The organism is Flavobacterium galactosi (assembly GCF_048158585.1).
Lineage (GTDB): Bacteria > Bacteroidota > Bacteroidia > Flavobacteriales > Flavobacteriaceae > Flavobacterium > Flavobacterium galactosi.
On the sequence record NZ_JBLNKV010000003.1, the window covers coordinates 426,590 to 442,797 of the forward strand.

Annotated in this window: 18 protein-coding genes; 9 read left to right on the top strand and 9 right to left on the bottom strand. The window is 33.3% G+C overall.

The features are described from left to right. Position 1: 1 nt before the first annotated feature. The 6 genes from ACM55M_RS08615 to ACM55M_RS08640 all read right to left on the bottom strand — a co-directional run bounded on the left by ACM55M_RS08615 (position 2) and on the right by ACM55M_RS08640 (position 4,313). On the bottom strand, positions 2 to 706 hold the full coding sequence (locus ACM55M_RS08615) for a DUF3347 domain-containing protein (RefSeq protein ID WP_416857160.1): 705 nt from the start codon (positions 704 to 706) through the stop codon (positions 2 to 4). A gap of 58 nt (positions 707 to 764) precedes the next feature. After that, complete coding sequence (locus ACM55M_RS08620; protein WP_416857161.1) at positions 765 to 1,667, bottom strand: DUF3347 domain-containing protein; 903 nt, start codon at positions 1,665 to 1,667, stop codon at positions 765 to 767. A gap of 146 nt (positions 1,668 to 1,813) precedes the next feature. Beyond that, the gene (locus ACM55M_RS08625; protein ID WP_416857162.1) at positions 1,814 to 2,185 is read right to left on the bottom strand and encodes a hypothetical protein; all 372 of its coding nucleotides are present in this window, start codon (positions 2,183 to 2,185) and stop codon (positions 1,814 to 1,816) included. An 84-nt stretch (positions 2,186 to 2,269) separates the two neighbouring features. Beyond that, positions 2,270 to 2,614 carry a phage holin family protein gene (locus tag ACM55M_RS08630; protein ID WP_416857163.1) on the bottom strand — a complete coding sequence of 115 codons (345 nt, stop codon included), beginning with the start codon at positions 2,612 to 2,614 and terminating at the stop codon, positions 2,270 to 2,272. 50 nt (positions 2,615 to 2,664) lie between these two features. Next, complete coding sequence (locus ACM55M_RS08635) at positions 2,665 to 3,429, bottom strand: alpha/beta fold hydrolase (RefSeq protein ID WP_416857164.1); 765 nt, start codon at positions 3,427 to 3,429, stop codon at positions 2,665 to 2,667. A gap of 170 nt (positions 3,430 to 3,599) precedes the next feature. Beyond that, positions 3,600 to 4,313, bottom strand: coding sequence for a pyridoxine 5'-phosphate synthase (locus tag ACM55M_RS08640; protein ID WP_416857165.1), 714 nt, complete (start codon positions 4,311 to 4,313; stop codon positions 3,600 to 3,602). Positions 4,314 to 4,426: 113 nt separating this feature from the next. Here ACM55M_RS08640 and ACM55M_RS08645 point away from each other — a divergent pair, with 113 nt between their 5' ends. The 8 genes from ACM55M_RS08645 (at position 4,427) to murI (ending at position 12,984) form a co-directional block, all read left to right on the top strand. Further along, positions 4,427 to 5,086 carry a CBS domain-containing protein gene (locus tag ACM55M_RS08645; protein WP_416857166.1) on the top strand — a complete coding sequence of 220 codons (660 nt, stop codon included), beginning with the start codon at positions 4,427 to 4,429 and terminating at the stop codon, positions 5,084 to 5,086. Between the two features lie 75 nt (positions 5,087 to 5,161). Next, complete coding sequence (locus ACM55M_RS08650; protein ID WP_416857167.1) at positions 5,162 to 6,046, top strand: NAD kinase; 885 nt, start codon at positions 5,162 to 5,164, stop codon at positions 6,044 to 6,046. A 156-nt stretch (positions 6,047 to 6,202) separates the two neighbouring features. Continuing rightward, complete coding sequence (porG, locus tag ACM55M_RS08655) at positions 6,203 to 6,886, top strand: type IX secretion system protein PorG (protein ID WP_416857168.1); 684 nt, start codon at positions 6,203 to 6,205, stop codon at positions 6,884 to 6,886. A 4-nt stretch (positions 6,887 to 6,890) separates the two neighbouring features. Further along, the gene (locus ACM55M_RS08660) at positions 6,891 to 7,631 is read left to right on the top strand and encodes an isoprenyl transferase (protein ID WP_416857260.1); all 741 of its coding nucleotides are present in this window, start codon (positions 6,891 to 6,893) and stop codon (positions 7,629 to 7,631) included. Continuing rightward, a complete protein-coding gene (locus ACM55M_RS08665) occupies positions 7,564 to 10,308 on the top strand; it encodes a BamA/OMP85 family outer membrane protein (RefSeq protein ID WP_416857170.1) in 2,745 nt (914 codons plus the stop codon). Before ACM55M_RS08660 ends, ACM55M_RS08665 begins: the two co-directional genes overlap by 68 nt. A gap of 37 nt (positions 10,309 to 10,345) precedes the next feature. Then, positions 10,346 to 11,578: an OmpH/Skp family outer membrane protein gene (locus ACM55M_RS08670; RefSeq protein ID WP_416857171.1), complete on the top strand. Its 1,233-nt coding sequence runs from the start codon at positions 10,346 to 10,348 to the stop codon at positions 11,576 to 11,578. 20 nt (positions 11,579 to 11,598) lie between these two features. Further along, complete coding sequence (locus ACM55M_RS08675) at positions 11,599 to 12,099, top strand: OmpH/Skp family outer membrane protein (RefSeq protein WP_416849358.1); 501 nt, start codon at positions 11,599 to 11,601, stop codon at positions 12,097 to 12,099. A 108-nt stretch (positions 12,100 to 12,207) separates the two neighbouring features. Further along, positions 12,208 to 12,984 (top strand): glutamate racemase, encoded by a 777-nt coding sequence (murI, locus tag ACM55M_RS08680; RefSeq protein ID WP_416857172.1) that lies wholly within the window; start codon positions 12,208 to 12,210, stop codon positions 12,982 to 12,984. Between the two features lies 1 nt (position 12,985). On the opposite strand, the gene ACM55M_RS08685 is transcribed toward murI, so the two are convergent. After that, positions 12,986 to 13,348, bottom strand: coding sequence for a hypothetical protein (locus ACM55M_RS08685; RefSeq protein ID WP_416857173.1), 363 nt, complete (start codon positions 13,346 to 13,348; stop codon positions 12,986 to 12,988). A gap of 229 nt (positions 13,349 to 13,577) precedes the next feature. On the opposite strand from ACM55M_RS08685, the gene ACM55M_RS08690 reads away from it, so the two are divergent. Continuing rightward, positions 13,578 to 14,279: a LytR/AlgR family response regulator transcription factor gene (locus tag ACM55M_RS08690; RefSeq protein ID WP_416857174.1), complete on the top strand. Its 702-nt coding sequence runs from the start codon at positions 13,578 to 13,580 to the stop codon at positions 14,277 to 14,279. A 353-nt stretch (positions 14,280 to 14,632) separates the two neighbouring features. On the opposite strand, the gene ACM55M_RS08695 is transcribed toward ACM55M_RS08690, so the two are convergent. Both ACM55M_RS08695 and ACM55M_RS08700 read right to left on the bottom strand, forming a co-directional pair. After that, on the bottom strand, positions 14,633 to 15,151 hold the full coding sequence (locus ACM55M_RS08695) for a gamma carbonic anhydrase family protein (RefSeq protein WP_416857175.1): 519 nt from the start codon (positions 15,149 to 15,151) through the stop codon (positions 14,633 to 14,635). Between the two features lie 12 nt (positions 15,152 to 15,163). Next, complete coding sequence (locus ACM55M_RS08700) at positions 15,164 to 16,162, bottom strand: PorP/SprF family type IX secretion system membrane protein (protein WP_416857176.1); 999 nt, start codon at positions 16,160 to 16,162, stop codon at positions 15,164 to 15,166. Between the last annotated feature and the right edge of the window lie 46 nt (positions 16,163 to 16,208).

Sequence of the window (16,208 nt, forward strand, 5' to 3'; positions counted from 1 at the left end):
ATTATTGAATCGTTTTTTCTATTCTACCACAGCTTAACATTTCGGAACCATAATACGGATTTCTAATTTCTTTGATTTCACTTATCCAATAGCCGCTTTTACCTTGGTCATACATGGGACAATAATCCTGATACAATTTTTGTTTTGTTCCAAAGGTTTTTATCAAATCATTTATGTCTTTACTCAACATCGCAAAATGCGCTCTTTGTTGATCGATTTTCCCTACGTTGTTACCAATAAGTTCAGCATGTTCTTTAGCATCAGCCGCAATATCATTGTATTTCTTTTTTAGTTTTGCATCCAATGCATTTGTGCCAGCCTCATTTAAAGCGGCTACTATTGATTTACTCGCATTGGCCGCAGCTTTAGAATCGTCTTTTATCAATGCATTTTTAAGTTTTAAATAGCCGCTCACAATCCCATCAATAGCAAACGAAGAGGAGATAACTGGCTTCGTTTCAGATGCAACTATAGTGGTTTTTATTTCCGTTTTCGCAGTTTCAGCAACAGGTTCTGTCAATTCCATTCCGCACTTGGAACATGCTTCTCCTTTTTTCCCTGTAATTTCAGGATGCATGGAACAGGCATATAACTCCGAAGAGCTCTTGGTTGTTTCAGGATTTATTGTTTCGGCTTGCTTACTTTTTTGATTACATGACGTAAATAAGAATGCGATCGCAATCGAGGAAAGGATTATATTTTTCATATTTTATGTTTATTGATTTTTAGTTCTATTTAAAGGTATATTATAATTCTGAAATAAATTACTTAATCGTTTCAACCGTTTTACCACAACTCAACATTTGTGAACCATAATAAGGGTTTTTAATCGTATCCCCTTTGCTCAACCAATTGGCGCCTTTTCCATCATTAAACATTGGGCAAAACTGGTAAAAAACTGGAGTTTCATACTTAGCGACTTTTATCAAATCGTGCATGTTTTTTGACAAAGACATAAACAGTGTTCTTTGTTTTTTAATGTCTTGTTTTTCAGAAACATTTTTGGCTCCAGCCATCAAATCTTTCATTACTTTCATCCAAACCAGGTGAGCATCCATCGCCAGTTCATCCATTTTCACCCCATTTAAGGAAGCTAATAGATTTTTTGCTATCGAAGAAGCCGCTTTAGTATCTGTTTTAACTATGGCATCTTTTAACAAAAAGTAATTATCAAAAACTGGTTTCAATTGATTATTCGTTTTTTGTTCTTGATTTAGAGTCCCTGAATTTTTATCGTGACTTTCATGATTTGTCATAGTTCCCATTTGCTTCGCCTGCTCTTTATCGCTCGGATGAGTTTTAGTTTCGGATGCAACAGCCACTTTAGCTTCTCTGTCGTATTGACAGCATCCGGGAAGATTATTGTAAGCGGCTTCTGGAGCAAGAAAACCGTTGTTGTCATAACCCGCCAAAGCAATGCGTTTTAAGATTTCCTCTTGGTTTGTTTTTTGCGAATCATAGGTCAGCACAGCCATTTTGGTGTCTTTATTCCAATCTACTTGGGCTACCTTTTTCAAATTTCCGGCTTTCTCTATTGTTGTTTTACACATTCCGCAATTCCCATAAATTTTCACCGTTTCGGTTTTGGCGTTTTTAATTTGTGCGTTAACCGTTGTGACTGAAAGCAATACTATAATTGCCATCATTATTTTTTTTATTGAGTTCATTGTTTAAATAATTTGAAGTGAGTTTGTCACAAACAACATCAAAGCAATGGTTTGCATTGCTAAAAATTGAATTTGACTATAAATTTAATGATTTTAAAGCAGTAACGCTTTGAATTAAACCCTTTTATGGCTGTCTAAAAAGGAATTTAGCTTATTTTGGGTGGAAGCCAAACGGATCGGAAATCAGAAGAAATAAAGATTTCTGAATAATAGTAATTTTGTTTTTCTGAAGAAAAACTAACGCTTTTATTGTTTAAATCGGTGTGAAATAACGAAGTTAACCCCAAATGAACTGTCGCACCATTACAAGAAATATTGGTACAGGCTCCATTACAACCCCCATGTGATTTCTTTTTTGAAGAATGCTCTTTGTTACAACAGTCAGCCTTTTTCGTTTTTGAAGAAATTTCTTTTTTACAACACGCTTTATTCGATTTAGTTCCACATGCAAAAGCTATGCTTGGCATCATAAAGAAACCAAACATAACAAAAAGCACTATGTAAAACTTTTTCGACATTTATCAACCGATTTATAGAACAAAGGTATTAAATCACCAAACATTGTGAATTTATTCACTCACAAATAGCTGTTAAATAATTGATTATTTCCCCTCTCCTAATATCCCGTTCATGATGGATTGTGAAAGAGACAATATGATACTAAAAATAAAGGCGGTCCAAAACGAATCAACGCTAAACCCTCCCACAATATTGGTACACAACAAGATAATCAATGCATTGATAACCAATAAAAACAATCCTAATGTAACAATGGTAACAGGTAACGTTAATATCACCAATATTGGTTTGATAAATATATTAAGTAAACCTAAAACAACCGCTACAATTAAGGCTGTAGTAAATCCAGCCACATGAACACCTGGCATAAAATTGGCAATTAGTAGCACTAATCCTGAAGTAACAAGAATTCTAATCAATAAATTCATGGTTTTTTTATTTTAAAATTTTAATAAATGTAAGAAAAAATTAAATTCGATTACTGTATTTTTAAAAAGGAGCTAACCGTTTGGTAAAAAACAACCGGATTTTCGGCGTGAAGCCAATGTCCTGCATTAGGAATCGTTTCAACTGTTGCCGTTGGAAAATGATGTTTAATATTTTCGAAATCGCTGTCCAAAATATAATTGGAATTTCCACCACGGATGAACAACGTTGGTTTCTCGAAAATTAAATTTTCTGGTAAAGGAACTCCTATTTCGTCCATGTTAGTATTGAATACGGCCAAATTAAATCGGAAAGCGAGTTGTCCCGGCTCTTGCCAATACAAATTTTTCATCAGGAATTGTCGAGTTCCAAAATCAGGTATGTATTTTGCCATGATTTCTTCGACTTCGTTTCGGCTTGGTTTTATTGAAAAATCAACGGCGTTCAATCCTGCCAAAATATCCTGATGGTGTTGCGGATAAAATTTTGGCCCGATATCCGCGACAATCAATTTATCGACTAATTCGGGATATGTAGTTGCAAAAAGCATCGCTACTTTCCCTCCCATTGAATGCCCAATGATATTTATGTTTTCTAAGTTATGGGTTTGACAATATTCGAAAACATCCTGAACCATTATTTCATAACTGAATTCTTCGGAATGCAGGCTTCGGCCGTGATTGCGTAAATCGAGGATGTGAACTTGAAAATCAGCAGCAAACTGTATTCCAAGTGTTTTCCAATTATCAGACATTCCAAGAAATCCATGGAGAATTAAAAGTGGTTTTCCTGAGCCTTCTATTTTTGAGTAGAGCATAGTATGGGATTTGGTGAGCGCGTGAGATTTGAGATTAAGAGGAGAACAGCCGGTGGCTGTTAGGCATCCTTTTGATCGCGTGAGGGATTAAAGCGATATCCTCGTAGTGAAACGGAGAGATAAAGCTGAAAGCCCGACCCGCTTTTTCAGCGGGTCACGCCCCAATTATTTTATTTTAATTTTTGCAAATACATATTGATCACATTATCCAATCCCAGATAAATGGCTTCGGAAATTAAAGCATGACCTATAGAAACTTCGAGTAATCCCGGAATATTTTCCTTAAAAAACTGAATGTTATCCAAACTCAAATCATGACCTGCGTTGATTCCCAATCCAATTTGATTGGCCAAAATCGCTGATTCCATATACGGCTGTATTCCTCTTTGGTTACCCAAACTGTATTCGTGTGCGAAGGCTTCGGTATATAATTCGATTCTTTCCGTGCCAATTTTTTTAGCGCCTTCGATCATTTCGAGAACCGGGTCGACGAAAATGGAAGTTCTGATTCCGTTGCGCTGAAATTCCTGAACCACTTCTTTGAGATAATCGGCATGTTTTATCGTATCCCAACCTGCATTTGAAGTTATCGCATCAATAGCATCCGGAACCAAAGTCACTTGGGTAGGTTTTATTTCGAGAACAAGATCAATAAAGGTTTTCTCTGGATTTCCTTCAATATTATATTCGGTATAAACAATGGATTTCAAATCGCGGGCGTCTTGATAGCGAATGTGACGCTCATCCGGACGCGGGTGAATCGTGATTCCTTCGGCTCCAAACTTTTGAATGTCGGTTGCGACTTTTAATAAATCTGGAACATTTCCACCACGAGCATTTCGTAAAGTAGCTATTTTATTGATGTTTACACTTAACTTTGTCATTGGAACACTTTTTGATTGTGATAATACTATTTAATGAAGCAAAAATACAAAGTAAAAGGTAGGAGTTTTTGCTTATTTTTGATTATTTTGCATCAAATATTGCCGATTGATTTATGACAGAAATTACAAACTATATTACCAATGATTTTAAAGCGATTGACAGCCAAGATACGATTGCGGTTGTTCAAGACTTTTTTGATGAATTACACTTTTCGCACTTTCCGGTGATTGAAGAGGGAATTTATATTGGCAGTATTGCATCCGATGATATAGAAACTTTTGATACAGATAAGAAAGTAGCTGATTATCGATTTACGCTAGAAGGATTTTTTACCAGAACCAATACTATTTGGTTGGATGTTTTAGAAATTTTCGCAAAAAACCATACTAATTTAGTACCTGTTTTAGATGAAAATAATAACTATGTTGGCTATTATGAAATAGTGGATATTATGAAATTTTTTCATGAAACACCCTTTTTAAAAGAACCAGGTGGAATTATTGTTGTCAAAAAACCGATTTTGGATTATTCAATGAGTCAGATTACCCAAATTGTTGAAAGCAATAACGGGAAGCTTTTGGGTTTATTTATATCTGATGCTGATGTTGAAAGCGTTCAAGTAACTATGAAAATAAGTTTGGGAGCCATGAATGAAATCATCCAAACTTTCAGAAGGTATAATTATGAAATCATATCAGAGCATCAAGAAGACAATTACATCAACAACTTAAAGGAACGCTCTGATTATTTAGACAAATACCTTAATATATAGCTTAGCAGTTTGTTTAAAAAAACAAACATTTAAGCCGTACTCAATAAACATATCAGCGATTAAACGATTAAAAAGATGAAAGTAGCCATATACGGACAATATTATCAAAATAGTACAGAACCTATTATAAACGACATCTTTAATTTTTTTAACAAGAATAACGTTGAGATGATCATCGAATCTAATTTTTTGTCGATGGTTAACGAGAAAAAAATTGTAGAAACAAAATACAAAACTTTTTCTTCCCACACTGAATTAGACCAAAGCTTTGATCTGCTCATCAGCATTGGCGGTGACGGAACTATTTTGAGAGCTGCTACATTGGTCCGAGATTCAGGGATTCCAATATTAGGCATAAATGCAGGGAGATTAGGATTTCTAGCAACCGTTCAGAAAGAAAACATTGCAGAATTTATGCAATTTGTTATTGAGAGAAAATACACGCTTTCCAAGAGAACTTTACTCAGTTTAACCTGTACTACAGAAAACGAATCGATTCAGGAAATTAATTTTGCGATGAATGAAATTACGGTAAGCCGAAAAGATACCACTGCGATGATTACCATTGACACCTATCTGGACGATGAATATTTAAACTCATACTGGGCCGACGGTCTAATTATTTCTACACCAACCGGATCTACTGGATATTCCTTAAGTTGTGGCGGTCCTATTTTGACCCCAACTGTAAAAAGCTTAGTTATTACTCCAATAGCGCCTCACAATCTTACCGCAAGACCACTTGTTGTTCCGGATGAAACCGAAATTAAGTTAAAAGTTTCCGGTAGAGAGGAAAATTACTTAGTTTCATTGGACTCCAGAGTAACGAGTATAAAAAACGAATCTATCCTAACCATTAAGAAAACTCCTTTTCAAATCAATATGGTTGAAATTCCCGACGAAACATTTTTAAAAACACTTCGCAGCAAATTACTTTGGGGAGAAGACAAAAGGAATTAAATCATTTTAGTTAAACACTATACGATTCTATCTATTTTTCACGTTTGGATTTATCTAACGCCTATTTGTTGTTAATTATTCAAAATAAAAGACAATTAACAAGATGGGTATTGAATCGTATCGATAATTCTTATATTTGCACGCAATTTTAACTAAATGAACAAAGTTTTTAATTTATTGTTATGCCTATTTCCCTTCTTGGTAATCCAAGCTCAAATTCATGAGATTGGTGTTTTTGTGGGAGGTAGTAACTATGTAGGAGATGTTGGTCCCACGACCTATATTTCTCCAAACGAACCCACTTTAGGACTTCTTTACAAATGGAATAAAAGCTCCAGACACTCCTACAAGTTTTCGTACACACAATCAAAAATCACTTCAAACGATTTGGATTCTGAAGAAGCTGGCAGAAACCAAAGGGGATATCGTTTTGAAAATAGCATAAAAGAAGTATCTTTAGGCCTTGAATTCAATTTCTTCGATTTTAATCTTCATGAAATGAGGAATAAAATCACTCCTTATATATATTCCGGAATAAGCTATTTTAGATATGATGAATTATATATTTTAGCAGGTGAAACTAGGAAAGATAAAAGTTCAGGTTCTTTTGCCATTCCAATTAATTTAGGAATAAAATCAAATATTACTCCTAATTTTATATTGGCTGCAGAGATTGGAGCACGATATGCTCTTACAGACAATTTGGATGGAAGTAATCCGAAGAATGATAATTTAGAAATGTTGAGATTTGGAAATTTAAATAATAATGATTGGTATGTTTTTTCGGGATTAACCCTTACTTATACCTTTGGAAACAAACCTTGTTACTGTGCAGATTAAAGAAATGGATTTACTACCTACAATAGACGCTACAAATTTACCCCAACATTTAGCCATTATAATGGATGGCAATGGTCGCTGGGCGAAACAAAAAGGACTTTTAAGAGCTTTAGGGCACGAAAGTGGAACAAAATCAGTTAAGAAAATAATAGAAGCCAGTGCTAAATTAGGTATAGAATATCTTACGCTTTATGCTTTTTCTACTGAAAACTGGAACAGACCAAAACTGGAAGTAGAAACGTTAATGAGAGTTTTGATCAATTCACTAAAAAAAGAACTGATCACATTACAAAAAAACAACATCAAACTGAATGCTATTGGTAACCTGGAAAAATTACCAAAATCTGCGCAAAAGGAACTTCTCGATGTAATAAATAAAACAAAGGACAACACGCAAATGACATTAACACTGGCGTTAAGCTATGGTTCCAGAGAGGAATTAGTCAATGCGGTTAAAAACATTTGTAGTAAAGTTAAAAATAATATAATTTCAATAGACACTATTGACGATTCAATTATAAATGAGCATCTTTACACGCAAAATTTACCTGATGTAGATTTATTAATACGAACCAGCGGAGAACATAGAATAAGTAATTTTTTGTTGTGGCAAATAGCCTATGCAGAATTATATTTTACTGATATCCTGTGGCCAGACTTTAAAGAACAAGATTTATATGAGGCTATTATTAGTTATCAAAAAAGAGAACGTAGATTTGGAAAAACAAGTGAACAAATTAAATAATTTTTTAGTGTTACATAAAAGCATAAAAACAGTCCTTACAATTTTGATTTTTGGTAGTTTTACTCAAATTAAAGCTCAAGAAAGAGTTCCTTTTGACCAGGGAAAAAAATACATTCTAGCCGATGTAGCAGTTATTGGAAAAATAAGTTTCAATTCTCAGACCGTGGTAACTTTTGCAGGACTTCAAAAAGGACAGGAAATTACAATTCCGGGTGAAGAAATAAGCAGCGCTATTAAAAAACTTGGAAAACTTGGACTTTTTGATGAAATTTCATTTTACGTTAATAGAATCCAAAACGACAGTATTTATCTTGACTTAAACATCGCAGAATTACCTAAGTTAAATGAGGTGAAATTTGTTGGTATTAAGAAAAACAAAACTGAAGGTTTAATTAAAGATAATGGTCTTACTAAAAACAAAATCGTCAACGAAAATTTAATTACCACTACCAAAAATTACATTGAAAATAAATACAAAAAAGACGGTTACTACAATACTAAAGTAACTATAAATACCATTAAAGACACTACAACAATAAATCAAGTAAACATGCTTGTAAATATTGATAAAGGTCAAAAAATAAAAATCCAATCTATTGATTTTGTAGGTAATACAAAATTATCAGATAAAGTTTTGCGTAAAGCAATGAAAGATACGAAACAGAAAAATCCTATTCGAGTCTTGAAAGCCTCTAAATTTATACAAGCAAAATACAAAACCGATTTAGAAAAAGTAATAGCCGTTTATAAAGAAAAAGGATATCGTGATGCCCGAATAATTTCGGATTCTGTTACTTACAACAAAGACAAAAATGCATTATCAATTAAAATAAATGTAGAAGAGGGAAACAAATACTATTTTGGAAATATTAAATTTTTAGGTAACACTGTTTATTCAGATCAATTATTAAGCAGAATCTTAGGTGTTAAAAGAGGAGAAACCTATAACGGTGTACTTCTAGAAAAAAGAATTGCAGATAAATCTAAACCTGATGGCGAAGACATTACCAATTTATATCAAAACAACGGGTATTTATTTTCAAATATAAATGCGGTAGAGGTAAAAACAGCAAACGACACTATCGATTTTGAGATAAGAGTTACTGAAGGACCTTTGGCCTATTTTAATAAAATTACGGTTGTAGGAAACGACAAAACTAATGACCGTGTAATTTATAGAGAACTAAGAACTAAACCCGGAGAAAAATACAGTAAAGAAGAATTAGTAAGAACAATCCGTGAAATAGGACAATTAGGATTTTTTGATCCAGAAGCAATTGATCCAAAATTCAAAAATGTAGATTCTGGTGCAGGAACAGTTGATATTGAATACAATCTTGTTGAAAAAGGATCTAGCCAAATAGAACTTCAAGGTGGTTACGGTGGAGGTGGTTTCATTGGTACTTTAGGATTATCATTTAACAATTTCTCAGCAAGAAATCTTTTGAATAAAGATGCTTACAAACCATTACCAATGGGAGATGGTCAAAAAGTTTCGTTGAGATTACAAGGAAGTACGTATTTCCAGACCTATAGTATGTCATTTTCTGAACCTTGGTTTGGACAAAAAAAACCAGTACAATTTAGCACATCCCTATCGTATAGCAAACAGTTTTTAAATAATTATGTAACACAAAGAGTTGATAAAACTAAAAGTTTTAATATCCTTACTTTGTCAGTTGGTTTAGCTAAAAGATTAACGGTACCAGATGACTTCTTTGTATTGTCACAATCTATAAGTTACCAACATTATGACTTACATAATTACAACACAGGATTATTTACATTTGGAAATGGAACCTCAAGAAACTTAGCGTATACAATAGGTCTAACCAGAAGCAACAAAGGAGTAAATCCAATTTTCCCAACATACGGTTCAGAGTTCAGTATTTCGGCAAAGGTGACTCCTCCATACTCTTTGATAAATGGGACTGATTATGCAACATTAGGGGACCAACAAGAATATAAATACAAATATACTGGAGCAACTTATACAGGTTCAAACGGAATACAAGTAAATGAAGGAGATTATGTTGAAGCTATTCCTAGCACAACAAATGTTACTCCAAATAAAGTGACTAATTACCAAGATGCTGCTGCTGACCCAGCTAAAGTGGATCAGAAGAAATTTAATTGGTTAGAATATTATAAAATTAAGTTCAAAGCGGATTGGTACACAAAAATTTATGGTAAATTAGTACTCCGAACTTTAACTGAATTTGGATTCCTTGGAGCATACAACCAAGAAAGAGGTGTTGTGCCGTTCGAAAGATTCTATGTAGGTGGTGACGGATTAGCAAATTACTCTATGGATGGTAGAGAAACCATTCAGTTGAGAGGATATCCAAACAACTCATTAACTCCGGTAAACAGTGCTGGTGAGCAAATTGGAGCAACAGTTTATAATAAATTTTCATTGGAAATGCGTTATCCTATAACACTGAAATCGTCAGCATCTATATACGCATTAACGTTTTTAGAAGCAGGTTCTTCTTATGCAAATTTCAAAAGCTATAATCCGTTTGCATTAAGTCGTTCCGCAGGAGCTGGTTTACGTGTATTTATGCCTGCATTTGGATTATTAGGAATAGATTTCGGATATGGTTTTGATGCCTTACCTGGAACAGCCAAACCAAACGGATGGGAAACCCATTTTATCATTGGACAACAATTTTAAAAAAATTAGTTAAAAATTTTTCTAATACATTAAAGTTATGAGAAAACAATTTTTATTTATATTTTTAGCGCTAACAGTAGTAAATACAGTTCATGCGCAAACAAGGGGGACCAAAGTAGGTTATATTGACATGGAGTATATTCTTCAGAATGTACCGGATTATACTGAAGCTACAATCCAATTAGAGCAAAAAGCCCAAAAATGGAAACAAGAGATTGAAGTTAAAAAAAATGAAATTGATAAGTTGAAAAATGCATTAAGGGCTGAGCAAGCTTTATTGACAAAAGAACTTATCAACGAAAGAGAAACAGAAATTAAGTTCCTTGAAAACGAGAATTTAGATTACCAACAAAAAAGATTTGGAGCCAACGGAGATTTGATTCAACAAAAATCAGTTCTGGCAAAACCAATACAAGATCAAGTTTTTACTGCTGTACAGGATATCGCAGAAGCAAAAAAATATGATTTCATTTTTGATAAATCTTCTGATTTGACAATGCTTTTTGCAGCAAAAAGATTTGACATCAGCGATCAGGTTGTACGCGTATTGAATCGAACTGAAAAGAGAGAACAATTAAGCAAAAAACAACTTAAAGAAGAGGAAGCAAAAGAAAACAAAGAGGATGCATTAGATGAAAATCCCGTTTTGGCTGACAGACAAAAGGCATTGGATGAAAAAAAAGCAGCTAGAGATAAAATTATAACTGACAGGAAATTACTTCAAGAAGAAAAGAAAAAAGAATTTGAAGAAAGAAGACAACAACTTCTATCTGAGAGAGAAGCGAAAAAGACCGGAATTGTAACCGATAGTAAAAAATCGACAGCAACTGATAAAGCCCAAGAAATTGAAGCTGCAAAAACAGCTGTTGCCGAAGCAAAGCAAAAACAGGCGGAACTTCGAGAAAAAACCCTGGAAGATCGTAAAAAACTGATTGAAGATCGCAAAAAAGTAGCTGAAGAGAAACGAAAACAAATACTCGAGGAAAGAGAAGCGAAAAAAAATGGCACGATTTCTGCCTCTGGTAAAATAGACGATTTAAAAACGAAAACAACAGTCAATGATTCAACTGGAGTGCCTTCAACAACAACAGTAGAAGATGCTAAATTGAAACAAGAGGAGCTAAAAGCAAAAATTTTAGAAGACCGTAAAAAAGTCTTGGAAGATCGTAAAAAGGCTTTAGAAGAAAAAAGAAAAAAAACTCTTGAAGAAAGAGAAGCAATTAAAAAAGCAGCTGCAGAAAAATTAAAAGAAAATACAAACAAAAATTAATACTAAATATTTTAAAAACGATGAAACAAATCAAAACTTTACTAATTGCCGGAATACTTTTTTTTGGTGCAAACCAAACTATTAATGCACAAGCAAAAACTGCTCACGTTGATGTAAGTGAGATTATGGCAAAAATGCCAGCAATGTTAGAAGCTCAAAAACAATTGGAGAAATTGAGCGGAACTTATGACGCTGATTACAAAAAAATGGTTGAAGAATACCAAACTAAATTAAAAAAATACGAAGCAGAATCTGCAACAGTAACTGAAGTTGTAAATGGAGAACGTTCTAAAGAAGTTCAAGATATGCAAAAAAGAATTGTTGATTTTAGAGACAATGCTCAAAAAGAATTACAACAAAAAGAATCTGATATTGTAAAACCTTTAATGGAAAAAGTAAGAACTTCTATCCAAAAAGTTGGTAAAGCAAAAGGATTTCAATATGTATTAGATGGTTCTACTCTTTTACTTGCTGATGGTCCAAACTTGACTATTGATGTAAAAAAAGATTTAGGTTTCTAAAAGACCAATACTCGTTCAAAAACTGCTCACCCAAATTGGGATCGAGCAGTTTTTTTTTGTTAAAATAATTTTTAGGATATTTAAATGGTAGCACTTAACTTTGTTTCTATGAACAACAATAAACGAATCGGAATTTTTGACTCAGGCATTGGAGGCACTTCAATTTGGAGAGCAATTCATGATTTACTCCCTAATGAAAAAACAATCTATTTAGCGGATAGCAAGAATGCTCCTTATGGTCAAAAGTCGAAAGATGAAATTGTTGCCTTAAGCATGAAAAATACTGATTTTCTGCTAAAAATGAACTGTAAATTGATTGTAGTAGCTTGCAATACCGCAACTACTAATGCCATTCGCGAATTACGAGAAAAATATGATGTCCCTTTCATAGGTATTGAACCAGCCATAAAACCTGCTGCGACACATTCTAAGACGCAAATCATAGGAATACTTGCTACACAAGGCACCTTAAACAGCGAGCTTTTTAATAAGACTACCGAAATGTATCAGGACACCAAAATAATTGAGCAAGTAGGCCATGGATTAGTACAACTGATTGAAAATGGCGATATCAATTCGCCGGAAATGACAAAACTACTCCACTCCTATCTCACTCCTATGATTGAAGCTAACATCGATTATTTAGTATTGGGATGTAGTCATTATCCGTATTTGATTCCTCAAATAAAAAAGATACTGCCAGAACACATTCACATCATCGATTCTGGTGAAGCTGTTGCTAAACAAACTCAAAAAATATTAAAGGAAAAAATAGGGCTTTCGTCAGCCGAAAAAAGCGAACCTATTTTCTATACCAATAGTGATTCAAAGGTTTTAACTGAAATTTTAGAAAATAAATATACTGTTGAAGAAATAGATTTTTAATCTATTCAAATTTTCTTTTGACAAACCAAATCCCATCTAAACCCAAATTAAGCGATAATTTGTGATAAATTTCTTTGATAAGTCCATCGCTGATTCTTCCTTTCTGTCCATAGGAATACGAAATATTCAAAGCTGAAAAAGTGTTTTCGACAGGAAGCGAAACCCCAAGCGAAAATGACATTGAATTGATTCTTTTATTATCAACCTCCAGATAACCCGTATCATAATTCAATCCTGTTGAATATTGAATCCTATCCGAATACCTTCTTATATTTTTTGACTTACTATAAGAAAATCCCAGTGCAAACTTATCTTGGTTTACAAAATTTCTATACAAATCAGATTGATTGGTGCTATTCCACAATCCCTTTCCATAATCAAATATCAGATAAGGTTATTCTTAAAAACCTTGCTTAAACCCACTCCTATTTCCAATGGCATATACTAATTATCGGTGTCCAATTCCAGTTCTGAGTCAATTATAGTAGTCCCAGAATTATTAGACCAGATTCAAACTTCTTTTAATAAGAAACCTGATGTTGATTTTAGTTATTCCATTTTAAATAAAAAAAATAAAAAGATGAAATGTGTAATTGATAGATGACGAACCATTAGCGGTTGATTTGCTCAAAGAATTTGTTAGCAAAGTGGATTCTCTTGAACTGGTAAACACATTCACAAACGCCATTGATGCTATTTCGATAATCAATCAGTCCAATGTTGATTTGATATTTCTGGATATAGAAATGCCTCATTTTTCAGGAATTGATTTTATTAATGCCATAGAGAAAAAACCGCTAATCATATTTACAACCGCTTATTCTAATTACGCTGTTGAAGGATTTAATCTTGGCGCAGTCGATTATTTAGTAAAACCCATTCCGTTTCATCGGTTTTTAAAATCCGTTTTACGGGCACAACAAATTTTCAATCCACAAAATTCACCTGTAAGTAACAACTTGATTTTCACACCTGAAATCGAACAGGATTTTATGTTTGTAAGTGCTGAATATGAAAATGTAAAATTGAACTTTTCAGATATTTTATTTATCGAAGGATTGAAAGATTATGTCAAAATATACACCACTGACAACAAGTATACACTAACATTAATCAGTCTTATAAAACTGGAAAACTTACTTTCATCCAAAGGTTTTGCAAGAATTCTCAGGTCCTACATCATCAATATAAAACACGTGAAATCAATCCAGAAAAACAAGGTTATTATTGCCGAAAAAAGAATTCCTATTAGTGAAAGCTACAAGAATTCTTTCTTTGAAAAAATCAATTTATAGTTTCTTGAATTCATTAAAAACCATTATTTAATAATATTCAGCGTAATTAACATTGTGATAACAAACAATGAGAAAAGTCCAATCAGAAAATCATATCTGCAGTTTTTCCATGTCTACATTAGGCTTTTTTGGTGTTACGCATAGATAAAAAAGAAAGAATACTGCTGGTCATAAACATAAGAATAGAAACTGCAATGAGTTGATCAATAATAGTAGTTTCTTTAGTATTATTCAAATGGATTGAGGTAAGAACAATGAAACAAATCCCAAGTAATGTTACCGAAGTGTTTAATATATGTGAAGCCTTATCTTTTTTCTTGCCCATTCTTATAATTATTGAAAAGTGAAATAGATTACTCTTCTTCCTTGAACCAACTCGAATACATCACATAATTATTCGAAATGCGTTCGATTTCCCCTGCAAAATCAGATTGATTTATATCTTTTACCTTTTTAGCAGGAACACCAGCCCAAATCGACCCAGAACCAACAACCGTATTTTGAGTAATAACCGCTCCGGCACCAACAATAGAATTACTTTCAATAACACAATTATCCATAACAATTGCGCCCATTCCAATCAATACATTGTCATGAACGGTACAACCATGTACAATGGCATTATGGCCAATAGAAACATTATTTCCTATAATTGTTGGGTGTTTTTTATACGTACAATGGATAATGGCACCATCCTGAATATTTACTTTATTCCCTATTTTGATGAAATTTACATCACCCCTTATTACGGCATTAAACCAAACACTGCATGAAGAACCAAAACTTACATCGCCAACAATAGTCGCATTCTCGGCTACATAACAATCTTCAGGTATGGAAGGTGTTTTTCCGTTAACAGATTTAATTAACATAAATAAAATAAATTAATTGATTGCAGGACACTTACATTCGTACTTTTCAGGCTTACAAAATAAGTTGATTCCCAAAGTGATTTGATGAAAGCCACCATTATCAAATTTCGCGGCACCTGACACGTGTGAATACGTATAAGCAAACATGAAATTATTGAAATTAACACCAACAATAGGAGTAATATATTGAAGTTTCTGCTTAGAAACTCCTGAACCATTAGTATATTCTGCTCCGTCTAAACTTCTACGGTAAGACAAACCTCCCCAAAGCTTTCCGAAATCCATATTTTTATATGCCTTAATATTAAAGTCAATTGATTTTTCTTTTGTCTTATCCACCAGTTGAAATAAAAATGACGGTTCCAATAATATTCGATCCGAATCACCAAAAACATAACCGGCACTCAATAAATATTTCCTTAAATTATCACTTTCATATTCCGTGTAAATATCTCTTCTCGTTTCAACGGCATTTTTAACTGTTCCATGAACATAAAAATCTAAATAATTATAGGATGCTCCAATATCAAAATTGAAATAAGAATCTTTTTGTACAACTGTTCCATCAATAATAGGATCAAAATCACCTGATTGCAAAAACTCTGTTTCGTCTAATTGGCTTTGAATCAATCCAGCGCTAATACCAAAAGACAATTGATTTAAATCAATTTCATCTCTTGAAAACATAAGGTGATACGCATACGTGAACTTGACTCCTTTTTGAGAATGATATCCATTTTTATCATTAAAAAGAATAATTCCTGCTCCAGCCTTTTCCCCTATTCGACCATTAAAACTAAGTGTTTGAAGTTCTGGCGCATCTTCCTGGCTAAACCATTGTTTACGTGCCGTAAGTCTAATTTTCGCACAGTTTGCTGCTCCAGCCATTGAAGGATGTATCAAATAATAATTATCCGATAGATAATCAGAATATACAGCAACTCCTTCTTGTGAAAAAGAATACTGATATACAAAAAACAGGACCGCAAAAATTTTAATTTTGTTATACATAGAAATACTAATATATAAAGGAATTGCTGACTCAATAAGAGGTATA

Bases quoted from the DNA above. Each gene is read 5' to 3' on its own strand.
- ACM55M_RS08615 (WP_416857160.1), bottom strand. From the start codon at position 706: ATGAAAAATATAATCCTTTCCTCGATTGCGATCGCATTCTTATTTACG.
- ACM55M_RS08695 (WP_416857175.1), bottom strand. From the start codon at position 15,151: ATGTTAATTAAATCTGTTAACGGAAAAACACCTTCCATACCTGAAGAT.
- ACM55M_RS08650 (WP_416857167.1), top strand. From the start codon at position 5,162: ATGAAAGTAGCCATATACGGACAATATTATCAAAATAGTACAGAACCT.
- ACM55M_RS08645 (WP_416857166.1), top strand. From the start codon at position 4,427: ATGACAGAAATTACAAACTATATTACCAATGATTTTAAAGCGATTGAC.
- ACM55M_RS08670 (WP_416857171.1), top strand. From the start codon at position 10,346: ATGAGAAAACAATTTTTATTTATATTTTTAGCGCTAACAGTAGTAAAT.
- ACM55M_RS08640 (WP_416857165.1), bottom strand. From the start codon at position 4,313: ATGACAAAGTTAAGTGTAAACATCAATAAAATAGCTACTTTACGAAAT.
- porG (WP_416857168.1), top strand. From the start codon at position 6,203: ATGAACAAAGTTTTTAATTTATTGTTATGCCTATTTCCCTTCTTGGTA.
- ACM55M_RS08635 (WP_416857164.1), bottom strand. From the start codon at position 3,429: ATGCTCTACTCAAAAATAGAAGGCTCAGGAAAACCACTTTTAATTCTC.
- ACM55M_RS08620 (WP_416857161.1), bottom strand. From the start codon at position 1,667: ATGAACTCAATAAAAAAAATAATGATGGCAATTATAGTATTGCTTTCA.
- ACM55M_RS08665 (WP_416857170.1), top strand. From the start codon at position 7,564: ATGAGGCTATTATTAGTTATCAAAAAAGAGAACGTAGATTTGGAAAAA.
- ACM55M_RS08630 (WP_416857163.1), bottom strand. From the start codon at position 2,614: ATGAATTTATTGATTAGAATTCTTGTTACTTCAGGATTAGTGCTACTA.
- ACM55M_RS08625 (WP_416857162.1), bottom strand. From the start codon at position 2,185: ATGTCGAAAAAGTTTTACATAGTGCTTTTTGTTATGTTTGGTTTCTTT.
- ACM55M_RS08660 (WP_416857260.1), top strand. From the start codon at position 6,891: ATGGATTTACTACCTACAATAGACGCTACAAATTTACCCCAACATTTA.
- ACM55M_RS08675 (WP_416849358.1), top strand. From the start codon at position 11,599: ATGAAACAAATCAAAACTTTACTAATTGCCGGAATACTTTTTTTTGGT.
- murI (WP_416857172.1), top strand. From the start codon at position 12,208: ATGAACAACAATAAACGAATCGGAATTTTTGACTCAGGCATTGGAGGC.
- ACM55M_RS08700 (WP_416857176.1), bottom strand. From the start codon at position 16,162: ATGTATAACAAAATTAAAATTTTTGCGGTCCTGTTTTTTGTATATCAG.